This window comes from Spirulina subsalsa FACHB-351 (assembly GCF_026130165.1).
GTDB lineage: Bacteria > Cyanobacteriota > Cyanobacteriia > Cyanobacteriales > Spirulinaceae > Spirulina_A > Spirulina_A subsalsa_A.
The window spans coordinates 1-18,239 of the sequence record NZ_JAIHOM010000102.1 but is presented as its reverse complement, the minus strand read 5'-3'; the positions used below and the strand labels follow the sequence as shown (position 1 = coordinate 18,239).

Sequence of the window (18,239 nt, the reverse complement as noted above, 5' to 3'; positions counted from 1 at the left end):
CCCCTCTCCCACCCCCCTCAATGAATTTACTAACTGGCCACAGGGTTCTGCACTTTGGGATAAACTAAAGAGTAGAACCTTGTGGTCTGTTTTGCTAGGTTTGAATAAAACTCCTTGGGGAATGATTTAAATTTAAGGTATCGATGAAATTTATAGACTAAATTTATGCAATGTCCCTTCTGTCAACATACTGAAAGTCGGGTGTTAGAGTCCCGTTCTGCCGAAAGTGAGCAAAGTGTGCGGCGACGCCGGGAATGCCTCAACTGTAAACATCGGTTTACCACCTACGAACGAATTGAATTTGCGCCGATTACCGTCATGAAACGGGATGGGAGTCGAGAACTTTTTGACCGTTCCAAACTTTTACGCGGCATTGTGCGAGCTTGCGAAAAAACCGGGATTCCTAGTAGCCGTTTAGAAACCCTAGTTGATGAAATTGAAACCCAACTCCAACAACGGATTAGTCGGGAAACCACCAGTAGCGAAATTGGGGAACTCGCCCTGCACTATCTCAAAGATGAAAATGAAGTCGCCTATGTCCGTTTTGCCTCCGTCTATCGGCAATTTCAAGGGATTAAAGACTTTATCGAAACCCTCAACCATCTACAAACTCAACTAGAACAATCCCCCCCGGATGAAAACTGGGACTATCCCCCCTCTCATGAGGCTTCCCAAGTCATGGCTTCTTCCTGATGGCGGGAATTTTATCCGCTCTCCAGGAATATGGCTCAAGCTCTAGAGCCGTTCTCGGTGTCATTCCATTAAAATCCCTATCGGAAATAACCAAAATCGGTTATTATAATAATTCTGTGCATTCATTAAAATGCTAAACTCGAAATAGTATGTAATTGTCAGCCCCAAATTAAGGAATAAGGCAAATAATCATTATTATTGCTCTTTTTGCAGGATTGATGCTTTTGCCTTCCCCCCTGGTTGAACTGGGCGAGAGGACAGCCTATGTCCTCTTTCGGCGCGCTGATTGGCAGTCAAGGGAGTGGGAGATTGATTCAGCTTGTTCTAATCTAATTCGTTTCTTGGAAAAGCGTAATTTCTCAGACAACGGGACTTTCTAGGCCAACTCTCACCGGGTTAGTCTGGGCGTGATCGAACACTGATTATAGGATAGACCTTATCCTACCCTTGAGTCACAGTAAATAGCAGACAAATACGGAGATAGAACATAGGAAACAATACACACATGGTCAGTCAACAAACAACCGCTAGTTATAATCAGAAAAAAGACATTGGTTTTACCCACGACGATTTTGCCGCCTTACTGGATAAATACGACTATCACTTTAGTCCGGGGGACATTGTAGCCGGGACTGTATTTAGTATGGAGCCCAGAGGCGCTCTGATCGATATTGGCGCGAAAACGGCCGCCTATATTCCCATACAAGAAATGTCGATCAACCGCGTGGATGATCCCAGTGAGGTCTTACAGCCGGATGAAACGCGGGAGTTTTTCATTTTGACTGATGAGAACGAGGATGGACAGTTAACCCTTTCCATCCGTCGCATTGAGTATTTACGCGCTTGGGAACGGGTGCGCCAACTGCAAGCTGAAGATGCAACGGTCCGCTCTAATGTATTCGCCACAAACCGAGGGGGGGCATTAGTTCGCATTGAAGGGCTGCGGGGCTTTATTCCGGGTTCTCATATTAGCACTCGTCAAGCCAAAGAGGATTTAGTGGGTCAAGATTTACCCCTGAAGTTCTTGGAAGTGGATGAAGACCGCAACCGTTTAGTGTTGAGTCATCGTCGTGCTTTAGTGGAACGGAAGATGAACGGGCTGCAAGTGGGCGAAGTGGTCACGGGGATGGTTCGTGGGATCAAGCCCTACGGTGCCTTTATCGATATTGGCGGGGTGAGTGGTCTGCTGCACATCTCGGAAATTTCCCACGACCATATCGACACGCCTCATAGTGTCTTTGCGGTGAATGATGAACTGAAGGTCATGATCATTGACTTAGACGCTGAACGGGGTCGGATTTCCCTCTCTACCAAGCAATTGGAGCCGGAAGCGGGGGATATGTTGCGCAACAAAGAGTTAGTCTTTGAGAAAGCGGAGGAGATGGCTCAGAAGTATCGCCAGAAACTCCTGCAACAACAGCAAGGGATTGATCCCTCAGAACTGGAGTTTGCGGATGAAGCTTCCGAGTCTGTAGAAGAGCTTGAGACTGAGGAGGTTTCGGCTGTTGAAGAGGAGGAAGTGGCTGTGGGTGTGAGTGAAGGGTAAGTTCAACTCTCACATGGCTTAAATAGCATTTTGGCTTAGTGAGCAACGGAGCAGTCCTCACCACACTATTGGATTGGGTGAGGAGTTAGTTCGCTGAATTGGGTTTCAGTTTCACTGGGCGAGAAACAAGAGGGATTTTCCCTCTTGTTTTTTTTGTAGAGCTTCGTGGTACAACAGGGAAGAGAATAGGGGGATTATGCCCCTCTCGACCATTATTGTTGAATGAATGATGAATATTCCCGACGAGGTATTAGCTGAGTTAAAACTGTATTTGGCCGCGAGGGCAAAGCAAGATGATTCTTATGCCTATCGCTTACTAGCACTATTGGAACGCTTACCGGAGGATAGTCCGGGGGTGAATAGGATGGGTCTGGCGGTGCCACCCTATGATGAGGAAGTTCTAGATTGTTAAGGGGTTGTGACCTTGAAAATCCCCGCTCTTAAACAGACGGGGCTTTCATGCTCCGATTCAGCTTACATCCCCGCACCTTGAGGTCGGGGCGTGTCAAAGATTAGACAAAAAAAGATTAGACAAAATTAGACAAAAAAAGCGATCGCACGGCTCGATTCATGCGATCGCCATTCCGCTCTGCACCTAGAAATCTACTCTGGCATCTCTAGGGAGTCAGCAACTTGTCTTGTAGTGACACCTCTGGTCTCGATTTAGTAGTCTCGATTTAGGTGCCAGGGATTTCTAAACTTGTTTTCTAAACCTTTCTCAGGTTTCAGGAAAAAGTCATAACTTCAAGTTTTCGTTTCAAGTTATTTCTGGAACTCGTCCCTTAAAGTTATCACTTTGATTTAGACTCTAAGAAAACTGGTTTTCTATGATCCCCGTGCCTATGTCCTCATTATAACGCAAGATTTCCTGTATGGGGATAATTTACAATCAATTACAATTGATAGATTTTCTCCCCATAGGCTGGCTGATTTAGTCGATGGCAGGTTTTCCGTCCTGACGACTACTCAGAGGGGCAGGAAGAAGAGAGGGGGGCAAGACAGGTTGACGGCCGACGTTGCTTTGTAACACGGAAATGGCTTGACGGTATTGGGGATCGCGACTGGTTCCCCAGAGACTAGGATTGGAGCGCAACAGACGCACTTGATCCCCGGTGAGGTCTAAAGGAACATCGGGGGTAATGCCGTTTTGACTAATATTCACGCCACTGGGGGGATAGTAGCGGGAGATGGTGACGGCTAAACCGGAACGATCGGAGAGACTGTGAACGGATTGTACAGTGCCTTTCCCGAAGGTGCGACTGCCGACAATTACTGCTCGTCCGTTGTCTTTCAGGGCTCCGGCTAAAATCTCACTGGCACTGGCGGAATAACCATCCACTAAGACCACTAAGGGGAGATTCGTCAAGGCTGTGCGATTGGCCGAGTAGGAGCGATCGCCTCCTTTGCGGTCTACGGTGCGGACAATGGTTCCGGTTTCCATCCACATCCGGGCAATATCCACACTGGAAAATAATAACCCGCCGGGATTGCCGCGCAGGTCTAAGACAAAGGCATTAACTCCTTCTCCTTCTAAACGATCGATCGCCTTTCTCATTTGTTCGGCCGCGTGGGAGCTAAATTCATCGAGTTTTAAGTAGCCCACTTTGACCTCCCCTTCCTGTTTGAGGGAGGAGTGCAAAACGGGGACTTCTACTTGAGCGCGAGTTAACGTTACTTCAAACAGGCCTCGTCCGGGTCGATTGAGTTGGAGGGTGATATCCGTGCCTTGTTCCCCGCGAATTAACTCACTGGCTTGTTCGACAGTCATTAAGGCTGTAGGTTGACCATCAATCTGTAAAATGCGATCGCCTGCTTGAATTCCTGCCGCTTTAGCTGGAGAATTGTCCACGGGATCCACTACGGTTAAAACATTCGTCGCTTCGTCCAAGGTTAAACGCACACCAATTCCAGACAACTCCCCGGTGGTTTGACTGGTTAACTCTTCAAACTCTTTCGGGTCTAAAAAGCGAGTATAAGGATCGCCCAAATCCCGTAAAGCCTGACGAATGGCTTTATATGCTTCCGCTTGGGAACTATAATCCCGACTCAACAATTCTTGCCGTTTGCGTTGCCAAGACGCTTGGTCAAAGTTACGACCTACAAACTCGTTGTTGACAATCTGCCACACTTCGTCAACCACGATTTTCGGACTATCTTCTAAAGCGGCCTTAACAGTTGAAGTTAAACCAACCGTCACCACAGAAGTGGCGACTAAAGTGGCGAGTGCGCCATGAGTGAGGAGACGGGGGGATAAACGGGTGAATTGGGATTTCAATTTAGCTTGATAGTTCATGGAAGGGTGTGCTGAACAATGATTAATGGCAGTGAAGCAATATACTAAGCAAAACCCCACATAAATTTTAAACGATATAGTTTAAAGTGTAGGGTTGTTGACACTCCAGATTGGTAAAACGTCAGATTCTTAACTTGGTCGCAAAGAAAAGAACAGCGTTATTGTTCTGTAGACGAGGGTCAACTAACTGGGTCAAGATGACTGAATCTGCACCTGCATAAAATTGACATTCTTATTGGCCAATGGCTAGGCGATTTGGTGTATTGTCTCCCAAAGTTCTGGTCAGGGGAGCATAATGCAACACACTTTAGAACTTTTTAGGGATTTGGGGAGTGTTTTGACCAGTCCTCAGATCTACTATAAAATCTAACAAAATTTGACGGTGAAGAGTGCTAATGGGTCTTACTGAATTAGCTTTCGCGGAAAAACAGGTTCCTCGCTCAATATCGGCTACACTCAATAACCCCCAGTCTTGACCTTCACACAATTGCAAATCCGTTAGGGGAACTGTAAGGGGGATGGCAAAAACATGACGTATGACCCGTTGATCAGAATAACAACCGAATTTGTAGGGGTCATGGCTTAAAGTATAACGAATTTCTTCCCATAACTCCCGTTTTAATCCTTCCACTGGTGTTTCCCCCGGTTCAAGATGCCCACCAAAAAAAGCCCAATGTCCGGGGTAAAGAATCGTGGGGAGGTCATCGCGTAGCTGCATCAAGAAACACCCCGGTTGATAGAGCAACGCAACAGCAACGGGGGTTAAAGACGAATTCATGGGCGTTCAAGTTCCTGAAGATAGACTTCCCCTAAGTCTAAACCTTCGAGTTCTAGGGGTTTATAGGTGACTTGCCCGGTGACAGCGAGGGAACGGCCTAGTTCGGGTAAGGATTGTTCAGTAAAGACCCAAATATTACCGCTTGGATCTTGAATTTGATAGGCTCCCCCGGTTAAAAAGGGCGCTTGTTGTTCCACAGTTCCCTGTACGGTGACAGTAGTGTTGGGGGCTTGATTGGGGACTTCTCCGAGGGGAGTTAAATCTCGTGAGAGGGGGTTACAGGCGATCGCACTGCCCAATACTAAAGGGAATAGTAAAAGTTGACGTATTGACATAAAGTTCCCGTACAATCCAAAGTCTACAATCTCATGATTTAAGTCCGATGGCTCAACTTTTAGATGGCAAAACCCTAGCCCAAAAAATCCAGGATGATCTCAAAACTAAAATTCCGGACTGGGTAGCCAAACAGGGTAGACCTCCGGGTTTAGCGGTGTTAATGGTGGGGGATAATCCTGCCAGTGCTGCTTATGTTCGGAATAAAGAGCGGGCTTGTGAGAAAATCGGCATGGCCTCCTTTGGTAAGCATTTCCCCGCCGATACAACTCAGGAAACCCTCAGTGAGGCGATCGCCCAACTCAACGAAGATGAACAGGTAGACGGCATCTTAGTTCAGCTTCCCCTCCCGAAACATCTTGATGATGTAGCCCTGTTGCACCAAATCCACCCCGACAAGGACGCAGATGGTCTCCACCCCCTGAATTTAGGACGACTCCTCCGAGGGGAACAGGGAATACGCAGTTGCACCCCGGCTGGAGTTATGGAAATCCTTAAGGCCTATGATTTAAGTGTAGCGGGCAAAAAAGCCGTTGTGGTGGGTCGGAGTATTTTGGTGGGGAAACCCTTGGCCTTAATGCTGTTAGCGGAACACGGGACTGTCACTATGGCCCACTCCCGCACCCCAGATTTAGGCGCTGTTACCCGCGAGGCTGATATTCTAGTGGCGGCGGTGGGGAAACCCAATTTAATCACGGTCGATATGGTGAAACCCGGCGCTGTGGTGATTGATGTGGGAATTAATCGGGTGGTCAATGAAGAAACCGGAAAGGGGCGTTTAGTGGGTGATGTAGACTTTGCCAATGTCGTGAACGTGGCCGGGGCGATTACTCCCGTGCCGGGGGGCGTTGGACCGATGACTGTGACGATGTTGTTACAGAATACCTTTTTGAGTTATTGCCGTAAGTTGGGCGTTTAATTAAGGCTTGCCGAATAACTCTAATCGTTTTAAACCTTAAATTTCATCGGGATTAATCCCGTTTTCCATGAGTAAGCGTCGGAAACGTTCCGCTCGTTCTTCTGCCGCTTCTCGGGCCCGTCGTTCCTCTTCTTGCCGTTGTTCGGCGGACTCTCTAGTTTGTCGTTCCTCTTCTTGCCGTTGTTCGGCAGATTCTCTAGCTTGTCGTTCCCATTCTTCCCGTTGTTCGGCGGACTCTCTAGCTTGCCGTTCCTCTTCCGTCGGTGTAGGAATCCAATCCCCCGAACTCCCATAGAAACGTAACCATAAACGATTCACATTCTCATAAGTCCCTTGCCACAAACCCACTCCTAATTCCAATCCCTCCAACCACCAACGATTCTCCCTCACTTCTACCTCTACATAGCGAGGGGATTCTGCTGTTGCTCCCCTTTCTAACTCAAACCCTCGAAAACCCTCCATCATCCGGTCATACACTACATAGTAGGGGACGCGCAGAATCTGCTCATACACCTCCCATTTTGTCGGTGTTCCATCCGCCTCCGCTTCCACTTGTCCTAAATCCTGACCTTGGGTACTTGGGGATAATAATTCCACCACTAGAGAAGGACTAACTCCTTCTTGCCACACCACATAACTCAGGCGCAAGTCTCGATTCTCATATAAGCGAGGTACTCCCACCACCCCAAACCAATCCGGGCGTTTATATCGTCTGGTGTGGTTCTCATCGTAATAAACATTGAGATCCATTGCCGAAAAAACCTGTTCTGGGTCATAGTTGCCCGGTTGAAATGTTAAACGCAGTAATTTGGCTTGTAGGGGGTGAAATTGGTCGGGCAAACCCGGTTCTCCTACTTCTTCACTGGGTAGATCGTACATAGTAGGCAGGGTTTTCTGCCTTGGGGTGAGATTAACCATAGCACAGCCATCAGAACATTCCTACTCATCCTATCGTGTTAAAACTTAAATTTCATCGGGGTTAATCCCGTTTTCCATGAGTAAGCGTCAGAAACGTTCCGCTCGTTCTCTCACTGAGATCAAGTGATTTCCCTGTTCTCTAGCTCCAGGAGCAGAGTTATTCAGCAAGCCCTAATTATCAATTCTCAAAATCTGGCTGTTCACCGTGAACGAAATTATTAAGTCTTACTGCAAAATGGGGAGAGGATGCCCTTGAGTAGTAGAATATGAGCGTTGTATTCCAAGAAGACCCACTGTGATCGAACGCTATACTCTGCCCGAAATGGGTGAATTATGGACAGATGCCTACAAATATAAAACATGGCTACAGGTGGAGATAGCTGTCTGTGAAGCCCAAGCAGAGTTGGGTCAAGTTCCCTCAGAAGCGATCGCAGAAATTAAAGAAAAAGCCAATTTCGACCCTCAACGCATCCTCGAAATTGAAGCAGAAGTCCGTCATGATGTCATTGCCTTTTTAACCAATGTTAATGAGTATGTGGGCGATGCAGGACGTTATATTCATTTAGGCTTAACCAGTTCTGATGTCTTAGATACGGGACTAGCCTTGCAGATGGTAGCCAGTCTGAACCTCATTTTAGAAGCTTTAGAAGATTGTATTCAAGCCATCCGTTACCAAGCCCAACAACACCGCTATACCGTGATGGTGGGGCGTTCTCATGGGATTCATGCCGAACCGATCACCTATGGTTTTAAATTAGCAGGTTGGTTAGCGGAAATGTTACGGAATCGCGATCGCCTCGTTCACTTGCGCCAAGATATCGCCGTTGGCAAAGTATCCGGGGCGGTGGGGACCTATGCGAATGTAGATCCTCGGGTAGAAGCGATCGCCTGCCAAAAACTAGGACTTGAACCCGACACCGCCTCCACTCAAGTTATTTCTCGCGATCGCCACGCCAACTTTATTCAACACCTCGCCCTCGTTGCTGCTTCCATAGAACGGTTTGCCGTTGAAATCCGCAACCAACAACGGACCGACGTATTAGAAGTAGAAGAATTCTTCGCCAAAGGACAAAAAGGCTCATCCGCCATGCCTCACAAGCGCAATCCCATCCGTTCAGAACGGTTAACCGGACTGGCACGGATTATACGCGGGAATGCCGTGGCTGCTTTGGAAAACGTTGCACTCTGGCATGAACGGGACATTTCCCATAGTTCCGTTGAACGGATGATCATGCCCGATAGTTGCACCCTGATTCATTTCATGTTGCACGAAATAACCGATTTGGTGAAGAACCTACAAGTGTATCCCAATAACATGGAGCGCAATATGAACATCTACGGTGGCGTAATTTTCAGTCAACGAGTCCTACTTGCTTTAGTAGAAAAAGGCATGAGTCGCGAGGAGGCTTATCGTGCCGTCCAATCCTGCGCTCATACCGCTTGGAATCAACCCGATGGAGATTTCCGGGAATTAGTGCGTCAAGCACCCACTATCAACACTTACCTATCCTCTGATGAAATTAACAAGTGTTTTGATCCCCAAGAACACCTAAAAAATCTAGACCAGATTTATCAACGTTTGGGTATTTAATCTGTTGAAAGGATTACCCCCCAAAGTTTAAGTTTAATCAGGAAGCCCCATCCTCGCCAACGGCAGGGTGGGGTAGTTCACAACTCCCTTGAACCTGATCTGACAGAAGAGAGCTATAGCCAACCTAGGTGAGTCGTTTGACGCTCCCATCGCTAAAAGCGAGGGATTCCCTGTTCAACCAGTTACCTTATCTACTAAGCTCTCACCTAATAGACAGTGGGTAGTCTGTCCGAGGGCTTAAATTCCTGTCCGCCCGACAGTATTGGCTCTACGAAGTATGTTGATAGCGGCGTTTTCATCTCTGTCTAGAACACAGCCACAAGAACAAATATGAGTTCTAATAGACAATGTTTTCTTGACAATGGAACCACAATTAGAACATTCTTGACTGGTATATTGTGGCTCATTCAAGGTCTAGGACAAATTGGCAATAGAATCCGTCAGCCCTTTTGAGCAGCCTAATCCTCTAATCTTACTGTTCATATTGTGTTGGTGACTAAATATCGGAGAAAAGTATTCCAGAAAGAACATTTAGAGTTCTTATTAAAAAATCTGTGGAGAGCCAAGACTCTCCAGAGTATTAATTGTGCTTCGCTGTTTCTATATTGGTTGGCTTTTCATCTCATCGGTGAAACCGAGAGCCTTCAAGCCAACATTTAAGGTAAAATAGACTCACCTAGAATCCAAATAGGACAATAGCCCAGAGTTCACGTCTCATGCGGACTAGCTATATAATTTTTGCTAAAGTGGTAAGTTGTTGGGTTTCTTGGTCGCTGCACCCAACCTACGGATAGCATTCTTTTTCCCACAAAACAATGGACTGGCAAGAAATTTCTGGTGGATGGGTTTTAACTCCCCCCAATCCAAGGGGTATCGTTCATTTTTTAGGAGGGGCCTTTATTGGCACCGCGCCCCATATTACCTATCGTTGGCTATTAGAAGCACTATCTCAAGCGGGGTATGCGGTGATTGCTACACCCTTCCTCAATACCCTAGATCATAATGCCATTGCCCGGGATGTTCTCAACCGCTTTGAAACCATCCTCTCCCGTCTGCAAGCGAAAAATGCCCTCGGTCAGCGTTACCTGCCAATTTATGGGATAGGTCACAGCATGGGGTGTAAACTTCATCTGCTCATTGGTAGTTTATACAGTGTGGATAGAGTGGGCAATATTTTGATTTCTTATAATAATTATCCTGTTGAACGCGCTATTCCTTTTGCCCAACAACTCCAACTTACACCGACGTTTAATCTTGAGTTTACCCCTTCTCCTCAAGATACTTTGGATTTAATTGACACTGATTATCAAGTTCGACGAAATTTAATTATCAAATTCCGTCAAGATGATTTAGATCAAAGTTATGATCTTTTGCCTATTCTAGAACCGAAATTCAATCAGATGGTGTCTATGCAAATTTTGCCGGGCAACCATTTAACGCCGATTCCTATGGGGCCGGATGTTAAATGGAATGCTGGCTCATTTTTTACGCCTTTGGATGCGGTGGGGCAGTGGTTTAAGCAAGAAATTTATAGGGATTTAAACCGTTTGAAAGATGAAGTTTTGCGTTGGTTAAATCCAGTTAATTTTAGTTAATTATTGATCCTAAAATTACCCGGACTACAATCTATTGAGGGTTGCTCTAGGTTAATTTTAGGAGATAAATCCTATTGTCATGGAAAATAGAGCGTTCCCAAATCATTGATCAACTCTCAGAGCAGTTTCTCCTAATACTTCAATCTCCTTGTTACCCTTGTATAATGTTTCCAGATCCGGTGTTCCTTTTGCTTTTTCTTGTGGATGAAAAAAATCAAATGGAAACGCTATAGGATCAAGAAAACACTATTGATAATTGATGATTGATCATGCCGACTCCTGAACAAGAACAGCGAATTATTCAACTGCGGATTCAACTGCAAAAGGCGGGTTATGCCTATTATGTGTTGGATGATCCCATTATGCCCGATGCTATTTATGACCAGTTATATCGGGAATTACAAGAGTTAGAAACCCAATTTCCTGAACTGATTACTCCCGATAGTCCGACCCAACGGGTGGGGGATAAACCTGCGACGCAATTTGTCTCTGTTTCCCATAATATTCCTCTGTATAGTTTGGAAAATGCCTTTAATGAACAGGAGTTGCGCAAGTGGGAGGAACGCTGGCAGCGTCAGGTGAACGAAATGCCGGATTTTGATTATGTTTGTGAACTCAAAATTGATGGATCTGCGATCGCCCTGACCTACGAAAACGGCCAATTTCTACGCGGTGTCACCCGGGGAGATGGTATAACCGGAGAAGACATTACCCCTAATATCCGCACCATTCGCAGCATCCCCCTCCGTCTCAATTTAGACCCACCTCCGGCACGGATAGAAGTCCGAGGGGAGGTGTTTCTCCCCCTCGAAGAGTTTCAACGCATCAATCAACAACGGGAAACGACGGGAGAATACCTATTTGCCAATCCTCGCAATGCGGCCGCGGGGACGTTAAGACAACTAGACTCCCGCATTGTCGCCCAGCGTCGGCTGGATTTTTTCGCCTATACCCTTCATATCCCCTCCCACCCCGAACAGCAACCTCCGACCCAGTGGCAATGCTTAGAACTCCTGCATCGGATGGGGTTTCGGGTGAATCCCAATCGTCAACGCTGTGGGGATTTAGGGGAGGTGTTGGGCTATTTTGACCAGTGGGAAACGGGACGGAAAAGCTTACCCTATATGACGGATGGGGTGGTGGTGAAGTTAAATGATCTGGCGTTACAGCAACAACTGGGATTTACCCAAAAGTTCCCCCGTTGGGCGATCGCACTTAAATATCCCGCCGAGGAAGTCAGTACACAGGTTCTAGATATTGTCGTGAATGTGGGACGCACAGGGGCTGTCACTCCCATGGCCGTGATGCAGCCCGTCCAAGTGGCTGGAACAACTGTCCAACGAGCTACCCTACACAATGAGGATCGGATTAAGGAATTAGATTTGCGGGTAGGGGATACAGTAATCATCCGGAAAGCGGGGGAAATTATCCCGGAAGTGGTGCGGGTGTTAACGGATTTACGGCCTGGGGAAACGAAACCCTACCAAATGCCCACCCACTGCCCAGAATGTGGTTCTCTGTTAATTCGTCCCACTGGGGAAGCAGTGACGCGCTGTGTGAATAGTTCCTGTCCGGCCATTTTGCGGGGGAGTTTAATCCATTGGGCCTCGCGGGATGCTTTGGATATTAATGGTTTAGGGGAGAAAATTGTGGAACAGTTGGTCGAAAATGACCTAGTGCGGTCTTTGGTGGACTTGTACCGCTTGGAACAAAATGCGATCGCCCAACTGGAACGGATGGGGGCAAAATCGGCGGAAAAGTTGGTGAATGCGATCGCCCAATCCAAACAACAACCCTATTCTCGCGTTCTCTATGGGTTAGGCATTCGTTATGTGGGGAAAGTCAACGCAGAAACCCTCAGCCAAAGTTTCCCCACGATTGAACAACTTCGTCAAGCCACCGTAGAAGACTTAGCGGCCGTCTACAGTATTGGTTTAGAAATTGCCCAATCGGTTTGGCAGTGGTTCAGAAATGAGGCTAATTGGCAACTCATTCAAGATTTACAAGCTATCGGGTTAAACTTAGCTAATAGCGCCCCAACTGTTACCCCTTCCCCAGAAGCGCCCCAACCTTTCGCCGGGAAAACAGTAGTCATTACCGGAACGTTACCCACCCTCACACGCAAAGAGGCAGAAACTTTAATTAAACAAGCGGGGGGAAAAGTAAGTAGTTCCGTGAGTAAAAAAACGGACTATGTTTTAGTCGGAAGTGATGCGGGATCCAAGTTAACTAAAGCCCAAGAATTGAACATTCCTCAACTCGATGAAGAGGCTTTACGAGATATAGTTAAAAAAAGCCTGTGACGAGGATTGAACTCGTGACCTCACCCTTACCAAGGGTGGCTAATCGCTTGCTTCCCGTCCGATTCCCGTCCATAATAATCCCGTTCACGCTCTCAGGCATGGACGGGAATAGCTGAAACCCTTATGGGGATTGAAAGCCTGTGACGAGGATTGAACTCGTGACCTCACCCTTACCAAGGGTGTGCTCTACCACTGAGCTACACAGGCAATGGATTCAAAGACAATTAAAGCTCATTAGATCATTGAGATGGGCCGAGCTGGATTCGAACCAGCGTAGGCGTAGCCAGTGGATTTACAGTCCACCCCCATTAACCACTCGGGCATCGACCCATTTATTTTGACCTATAAGCTTTTCAGCCCTAAGCTGTGGTCTTGAACTGGGTTCTTGCCCCCACAACCCGCTATCGGTTCGGGTTGCTTTTCAATTCCACGATTATTAATCCTAGCACAGCTTTTTGTAAAAAACAATAAAATTTTAATGAAAAGGGATTTTTTGGGCTGACAAGGTAATGGGGGAACTTGAAAGCCCCATCTAGGCCAGAGCAGGGATGGTCAAACCGGGGAGCGTTGATGGCGAAAAGCCCGAGGATAGTCGCTTTCGTCGTAAATTTCCCCAACTAATTCCTCTAAAATATCTTCTAGGGTGACAATGCCCACCGTGCCGCCATACTCATCCACCACAATGGCGAGATGGAGACGTTGCTGCAACATATCCCGCAGAAGATTGGCCACCTGCTTAGTTTCCGGCACATAAACCGGGGGATCCATCACTTCGGTGACGAGGGGGGGAGGACTGTCTAGAGGGGCGTTATGGAGGCGTTGTAGGGCGCGCTTGAGGTGAATAATCCCCACAATTTGATCTTTAGACTCCCCTTGGACAGGAATCCGAGAATATCCGGTTTCTAAACAGAGGTTGACTAAATCTTGTAAGCTGGCTTCTCGGGAAATGGTACGCATTTCGATGCGGGGTTTGACGACATCTTTGGCATCGAGTTGATCCAACATGAGGGCCTTATTAAGTAAGTCGTGCTTGTAGTAGTCTAATTTTCCCTTACCCCCTAACACTTCAATCATCAGTTGTAAGTCAGTGAGGGATTCTCCAGATTGGGGGTTTTTCCCGGCTCTCCCTTGGAAGATGTGGATCATTTTTTGGGTGATGGTTTCGAGAATGTAAATCATCCCGAAGCTGGAGAGGAGACGGGAGAGCCAATAGATAGGACGGACAACCACCATGAAAACGGGCATGGCGTAAAGGATAGCGATGGATTTGGGGGTAATTTCGCCGAAAATGAGGATGAGAATGGTTAAGAGGGCGGTGGCCAGACCTAATCCGGCATTGCCTAACCAGAGGGCGAAGAGGTTACTGGTGAGGACGGTGGAGAAAATGTTCACCAGGTTGTTCCCGACTAACAAGGTGGTGATAAAGCGCGATCGCCTTTGTAAGACCAAACGAAATAGACCTGTCGGATCTCCTTGTTGTTTAATCAGTCCTCGCAGTTTGAGGTCATCTAGGGCCGTGATAGCCGTTTCTGAACCAGAAAAGCAGGCCGAGAGGGTCAACATTAAGAGTATAACGACCAGATCCAGCCAGACTGATCCCAAAAGGGGACGTGCTTCAGTCGTGGCCAGGATGAACGATGAGACGGGTAGCAAAATGGCTGACAGAGAAATAAAGGAAATAGAAAATAAAGAACAAGTCAGGGTAGGTGCTGGGCTAACAAGAGAGCAGCGGCCGAAGGGAGTTCAGTTTACCTGATGTCCACTCGTCCTTTTGCCCCCTCATAACGCAACACCCAACCCCTATTACAGAGTGTAAGCACTTTGTAATGCCCAGACAATGAGAAACACAATACTACCTAAAACGAGAACAGCCGAAGTAACAACCACTATGGGCTTATCGGCGTTCTTGAATTTCATGATTCCACGATTCAGGTCAGACATAGTGGAGCTATCCTCTTGGTGTTAAACCTTGTTTAATTGTACAAGCAGACAAGATGACCATTCATTTGATACTTTAGCAAAAAGTTTGGATGGCATATTATGGATATTTGGCTCATTGTTGTGCTGGTCGGTGGTATTCTCCTTGGGGGGCTGGAGGTGACGTTACGGGTGCTGTTTGGCTTTGGCGACCCGTTGGTTTATATCCCGGATGAGGAAATTGGCTATTTGTTAGCCCCCAATCAACGAGTTAAACGGATGGGAAATCGAGTAGAGATTAATCAGTTTTCCATGCGGGGGCAAGGGATTGAGAAGGATTGCCCGATGGGGGGAAAACGGGTCTTGTTGTTGGGAGATTCGGTGGCCAATGGGGGATGGTGGACGGATCAGGAACAGATTATTTCGCGCTGTCTGGAAGGGGAGTTAGGAGAGAAACTAGGGGGAATTCCCGTGCAGGTGTTGAATGCCTCGGCGAATTCTTGGGGGCCGCGCAATGAGTTGGCCTATGTTCAACGGTTTGGCTTGTTTGGGGCGCGGGTGGTGGTGGTCTTAATTAATACTGATGACCTGTTTGGGGTGGCTCCGAGTCCGGTGTTAGTGGGGCGCGATCGCAATTATCCCGACCGTAAACCCCTATCCGCCCTCACCGAGGTTTACAGCCGTTATTTAACCCCAGCGCGACCAGTACCCCAATGGGAAGCCCATCAAAAAGAGCCGGGGGATCGAGTGGGCTTTAATTTGGCGGCTTTGGAAGGAATTTATGCGATCGCCCAGGCCCAAAACGCCCACCTGATCATTGCCCTCACCCCCCTATTACGGGAACTCGACCCCACCGGCCCCAAAGACTACGAAATCATAGCCCGAAATAGGCTCCAGTCCTTCACTGAAGCCCATCCTTTGACCTATATTGACTTTCTCCCTCTCTTTGCCCAACACTCCCAACCCGAAGCCTTGTACCGAGATCACATTCATCTCAGTCCCCGAGGGAATCAAGAGGTGAGTCAAACCCTGATCCCACCCCTTCTCGCCGCCCTTAAAGCACCCTAGCCATAGACAGAGGAGCTTGAGGACGGCGGATTTCCCCCCTTTCCCAGGCCTGACCATCTAACGCCATTTGCTCAATGGAACTCGCTAAACGCAAGGCCTTCAGCGCCTGTTCTCCACCCACCGAGGGCTGATCTCCCCCCCGTACACAGTGAACAAAATGCTCTAACTCTGCATGAAGCGGTTCAATATTACTCGTATAAACCTTTTCAATTAATCCGTCCTGACGATACAACACTTGACCATAATCCGTCATACAATTGGCCGTTGTTTGCCGATGGATCAAAATCTCATGATTGAGAAAGTCAGCCTCAGTCAGAGAATTTTTACAATGGGCGGCAATACGGCGGATTTTACGGTGTGTCACCTTACTCGCCGTTAAAGTCGCCACCATCCCATTGGCAAAATTCAACGTTGCCGTCACATAGTCCAAATAGCCAGAATCTGCCGTGCGATTCCCGCTTGCCGTTGCCCGAATCACCGGAGAATCCGCTAACTCCAACAACAGGTCAATATCATGAATCATCAAATCCAGCACCACAGAAACATCATTGGCTCGGTCCGAATAAGGACTCATGCGATGGGCTTCAATGGCTAACAACTCCTCCGTTTTCAGAACCTTACTCAGTTCTTGGAAAGCTGGATTAAACCGCTCAATATGACCCACCTGTAAAATACAATTGGCCTCAGCCGCCGCATTGACCAAGGATTCCGCTTCGGCAATACTCGCCGCAATGGGTTTTTCTATCAGGACATGAACGCCCGCTTCCAAGCAATTCATCCCCACCTGATGATGGAGGCGTGTTGGTACAGCAATACAGACAGCATCCACATAGGGTAAGAGGTCATGATAGTCCTCAAAAAAGCGAACGCGGTGTTTACTGGCAGTATCGAGTCCCCGTTCCACATTAATATCAGACACTCCCACCAACTCAACGTCCTTCATTAAGCTAAGAACGCGGGTGTGATGTTGTCCCATATTGCCAACACCAATCACACCAATGCGGATGGGTTGTAAAGCGGGGCGCTGTATTTTAACCTCTTGGTGTCCTTCTGACATCCTTTTTTGCACTCCTATCGACTCCTCTACCACTAGGGCTTAGTCATGATTTAGTCCTGCTGAACCATCCCGATAGTACCATAGCCACTCCTACTGTGAAGAAAGTCTAAGTTCTTTTCTATTTTTCGAGATTTGTGATAGTGACAGCGAGATTTGAACTATTGTTTCATTATGGGTAAAGAATCGTAAAGTTGAGCGGGGAGTGTGTCACTTTTTTGGCTGTCCTGTTAATCCAAGCGGGTAAGGATTTCTACGCCATCGTGAGTAACGGCGATGGTGTGTTCAAATTGGGCGGATAGTTTCCGATCTTTGGTCAGTGCGGTCCAGCCGTCGGCCTGCACTTCGGCCTCGTAAGTGCCTTCATTAATCATCGGTTCAATGGTGAAGACCATCCCCGGCCGCAAACGTTTCCCTTTGCCTTTGGTGCCGTAGTGGGGGACTTGGGGGGCGGTGTGGAAGACGCGATTAATACCATGACCGACAAAATCCCGCACCACAGAAAAATTATGGGCTTCGGCATATTCTTGAATAGCCGCCCCAATATCGCCAATTTTTCCCCCCGGTTTGACGGCGGCAATTCCTCGATACAGACATTCCTCGGTGACTTCGACTAATTTCCGCGCTAGTGGGGAGGGGGTGCCGACAAAAAAGGTTTTTGAGGTGTCCCCATAGTAGCCATCGACAATGGGGGTAACGTCGATATTGATGATGTCGCCGTCTTGTAAGATGTGTTTGGGGCTGGGGATACCGTGACAGATTACGTCATTTACACTGGTACAAATGGATTTAGGAAAGCCATGATAACCGAGGGGGGCGCTGATGGCTCCGTGGGCTTGAGTCCAGCGTTCTGCTTCTTCGTTTAGGGCTTCTGTGCTAATACCGGGTTTCACCATTTGACCTAAATGTTCGAGTAGTTGGGCGGCCAAACGTCCCGCAATGCGCATTTTTTCAAGTTCTCGGCTAGATAGTAGGGTAATTTGTTCGCTTCCCATGAGTTTTGGTACTTGGATTCAGTTGACAACTTCTTCGGTCATTGACATCCTCCGACCGTCCTAAAGGACGGGGATTCCTAAACCTCACGATTTAGGTTTCTGCTTCATAGCACCAGCCTTCACAGATTTACTCTGTTCGGGTCTTACGGTCGCTCCACAGACTGACACCGCTAGTCCAGCGGCCAAAATGTTCGCACTGGCATTAATATCCCGGTCATGGTTAACTCCACAACTCG

Annotated in this window: 15 protein-coding genes, 2 tRNA genes and 3 pseudogenes; 9 read left to right on the top strand and 11 right to left on the bottom strand. The window is 47.6% G+C overall.

Annotation, left to right across the window (positions count from 1 at the left end):
* The first annotated feature begins 165 nt into the window (after positions 1-165).
* From nrdR to K4A83_RS17280, 3 genes are all read left to right on the top strand, one after another.
* On the top strand, positions 166-693 hold the full coding sequence (gene nrdR, locus K4A83_RS17290) for a transcriptional regulator NrdR (protein ID WP_265265897.1): 528 nt from the start codon (positions 166-168) through the stop codon (positions 691-693).
* A 505-nt stretch (positions 694-1,198) separates the two neighbouring features.
* Positions 1,199-2,239 (top strand): 30S ribosomal protein S1, encoded by a 1,041-nt coding sequence (locus K4A83_RS17285; protein ID WP_265265896.1) that lies wholly within the window; start codon positions 1,199-1,201, stop codon positions 2,237-2,239.
* A 226-nt stretch (positions 2,240-2,465) separates the two neighbouring features.
* Positions 2,466-2,651 (top strand): hypothetical protein, encoded by a 186-nt coding sequence (locus K4A83_RS17280; protein WP_265265895.1) that lies wholly within the window; start codon positions 2,466-2,468, stop codon positions 2,649-2,651.
* Between the two features lie 519 nt (positions 2,652-3,170).
* Here the strand turns inward: K4A83_RS17280 and ctpB are convergent.
* From ctpB to K4A83_RS17265, 3 genes are all read right to left on the bottom strand, one after another.
* Positions 3,171-4,532, bottom strand: a complete 1,362-nt coding sequence (gene ctpB, locus K4A83_RS17275) for a carboxyl-terminal processing protease CtpB (protein ID WP_265265894.1) — start codon at positions 4,530-4,532, stop codon at positions 3,171-3,173.
* A 307-nt stretch (positions 4,533-4,839) separates the two neighbouring features.
* Entirely contained in the window at positions 4,840-5,310 is a 471-nt protein-coding gene (locus K4A83_RS17270) for an NUDIX hydrolase (RefSeq protein WP_265265893.1), read from the bottom strand.
* A complete protein-coding gene (locus tag K4A83_RS17265) occupies positions 5,307-5,645 on the bottom strand; it encodes a hypothetical protein (protein ID WP_265265892.1) in 339 nt (112 codons plus the stop codon). The genes K4A83_RS17270 and K4A83_RS17265 overlap by 4 nt, the downstream gene beginning before the upstream one ends.
* A gap of 47 nt (positions 5,646-5,692) precedes the next feature.
* Between K4A83_RS17265 and folD the strand changes: the two genes are divergently transcribed.
* Positions 5,693-6,562, top strand: coding sequence for a bifunctional methylenetetrahydrofolate dehydrogenase/methenyltetrahydrofolate cyclohydrolase FolD (gene folD / locus K4A83_RS17260; RefSeq protein ID WP_265265891.1), 870 nt, complete (start codon positions 5,693-5,695; stop codon positions 6,560-6,562).
* A 36-nt stretch (positions 6,563-6,598) separates the two neighbouring features.
* Here folD and K4A83_RS17255 read toward each other — a convergent pair whose 3' ends face one another.
* A complete protein-coding gene (locus tag K4A83_RS17255) occupies positions 6,599-7,441 on the bottom strand; it encodes a Uma2 family endonuclease (protein WP_321161034.1) in 843 nt (280 codons plus the stop codon).
* Between the two features lie 334 nt (positions 7,442-7,775).
* Here K4A83_RS17255 and purB point away from each other — a divergent pair, with 334 nt between their 5' ends.
* A complete protein-coding gene (gene purB, locus K4A83_RS17250; RefSeq protein WP_265265889.1) occupies positions 7,776-9,071 on the top strand; it encodes an adenylosuccinate lyase in 1,296 nt (431 codons plus the stop codon).
* Positions 9,072-9,245: 174 nt separating this feature from the next.
* On the opposite strand, the pseudogene K4A83_RS17245 reads toward purB, so the two are convergent.
* Positions 9,246-9,473, bottom strand: a pseudogene (locus K4A83_RS17245) (zinc ribbon domain-containing protein); the annotation flags it as partial.
* A gap of 66 nt (positions 9,474-9,539) precedes the next feature.
* On the opposite strand from K4A83_RS17245, the pseudogene K4A83_RS24035 reads away from it, so the two are divergent.
* From K4A83_RS24035 to ligA, 3 genes and pseudogenes are all read left to right on the top strand, one after another.
* Positions 9,540-9,614: pseudogene (locus tag K4A83_RS24035) on the top strand (transposase); the annotation flags it as partial.
* Between the two features lie 272 nt (positions 9,615-9,886).
* Complete coding sequence (locus K4A83_RS17235) at positions 9,887-10,666, top strand: DUF1350 family protein (RefSeq protein WP_265265887.1); 780 nt, start codon at positions 9,887-9,889, stop codon at positions 10,664-10,666.
* 263 nt (positions 10,667-10,929) lie between these two features.
* A complete protein-coding gene (gene ligA, locus K4A83_RS17230) occupies positions 10,930-12,969 on the top strand; it encodes an NAD-dependent DNA ligase LigA (RefSeq protein ID WP_407810072.1) in 2,040 nt (679 codons plus the stop codon).
* A 135-nt stretch (positions 12,970-13,104) separates the two neighbouring features.
* Here the strand turns inward: ligA and K4A83_RS17225 are convergent.
* The 3 genes from K4A83_RS17225 to K4A83_RS17215 form a co-directional block, all read right to left on the bottom strand.
* Positions 13,105-13,176, bottom strand: a tRNA-Thr gene (locus tag K4A83_RS17225).
* Positions 13,177-13,217: 41 nt separating this feature from the next.
* Positions 13,218-13,299: transfer RNA gene (locus K4A83_RS17220), tRNA-Tyr, on the bottom strand.
* Between the two features lie 222 nt (positions 13,300-13,521).
* Positions 13,522-14,532 carry a hemolysin family protein gene (locus K4A83_RS17215; protein ID WP_265265885.1) on the bottom strand — a complete coding sequence of 337 codons (1,011 nt, stop codon included), beginning with the start codon at positions 14,530-14,532 and terminating at the stop codon, positions 13,522-13,524.
* A gap of 477 nt (positions 14,533-15,009) precedes the next feature.
* Here K4A83_RS17215 and K4A83_RS17210 point away from each other — a divergent pair, with 477 nt between their 5' ends.
* On the top strand, positions 15,010-15,954 hold the full coding sequence (locus K4A83_RS17210) for an SGNH/GDSL hydrolase family protein (RefSeq protein ID WP_265265884.1): 945 nt from the start codon (positions 15,010-15,012) through the stop codon (positions 15,952-15,954).
* On the opposite strand, the gene K4A83_RS17205 is transcribed toward K4A83_RS17210, so the two are convergent.
* From K4A83_RS17205 to K4A83_RS23480, 3 genes and pseudogenes are all read right to left on the bottom strand, one after another.
* Entirely contained in the window at positions 15,941-17,011 is a 1,071-nt protein-coding gene (locus K4A83_RS17205; RefSeq protein WP_265265883.1) for a Gfo/Idh/MocA family protein, read from the bottom strand. The two genes, K4A83_RS17210 and K4A83_RS17205, sit on opposite strands and share 14 nt — an antisense overlap.
* A gap of 227 nt (positions 17,012-17,238) precedes the next feature.
* Entirely contained in the window at positions 17,239-18,003 is a 765-nt protein-coding gene (gene map / locus K4A83_RS17200) for a type I methionyl aminopeptidase (protein ID WP_265265882.1), read from the bottom strand.
* An 84-nt stretch (positions 18,004-18,087) separates the two neighbouring features.
* Positions 18,088-18,239, bottom strand: a pseudogene (locus K4A83_RS23480) (RNA-guided endonuclease TnpB family protein); the annotation flags it as partial.

Excerpts from the sequence above, each read along its gene's own strand:
- ctpB (WP_265265894.1), bottom strand. The coding sequence starts at position 4,532 with ATGAACTATCAAGCTAAATTGAAATCCCAATTCACCCGTTTATCCCCC.
- K4A83_RS17215 (WP_265265885.1), bottom strand. The coding sequence starts at position 14,532 with ATGTTGACCCTCTCGGCCTGCTTTTCTGGTTCAGAAACGGCTATCACG.
- K4A83_RS17270 (WP_265265893.1), bottom strand. The coding sequence starts at position 5,310 with ATGAATTCGTCTTTAACCCCCGTTGCTGTTGCGTTGCTCTATCAACCG.
- K4A83_RS17285 (WP_265265896.1), top strand. The coding sequence starts at position 1,199 with ATGGTCAGTCAACAAACAACCGCTAGTTATAATCAGAAAAAAGACATT.
- K4A83_RS17280 (WP_265265895.1), top strand. The coding sequence starts at position 2,466 with ATGATGAATATTCCCGACGAGGTATTAGCTGAGTTAAAACTGTATTTG.
- K4A83_RS17265 (WP_265265892.1), bottom strand. The coding sequence starts at position 5,645 with ATGTCAATACGTCAACTTTTACTATTCCCTTTAGTATTGGGCAGTGCG.
- nrdR (WP_265265897.1), top strand. The coding sequence starts at position 166 with ATGCAATGTCCCTTCTGTCAACATACTGAAAGTCGGGTGTTAGAGTCC.
- K4A83_RS17235 (WP_265265887.1), top strand. The coding sequence starts at position 9,887 with ATGGACTGGCAAGAAATTTCTGGTGGATGGGTTTTAACTCCCCCCAAT.
- folD (WP_265265891.1), top strand. The coding sequence starts at position 5,693 with ATGGCTCAACTTTTAGATGGCAAAACCCTAGCCCAAAAAATCCAGGAT.
- K4A83_RS17210 (WP_265265884.1), top strand. The coding sequence starts at position 15,010 with ATGGATATTTGGCTCATTGTTGTGCTGGTCGGTGGTATTCTCCTTGGG.
- map (WP_265265882.1), bottom strand. The coding sequence starts at position 18,003 with ATGGGAAGCGAACAAATTACCCTACTATCTAGCCGAGAACTTGAAAAA.
- K4A83_RS17205 (WP_265265883.1), bottom strand. The coding sequence starts at position 17,011 with ATGTCAGAAGGACACCAAGAGGTTAAAATACAGCGCCCCGCTTTACAA.
- K4A83_RS17255 (WP_321161034.1), bottom strand. The coding sequence starts at position 7,441 with ATGTACGATCTACCCAGTGAAGAAGTAGGAGAACCGGGTTTGCCCGAC.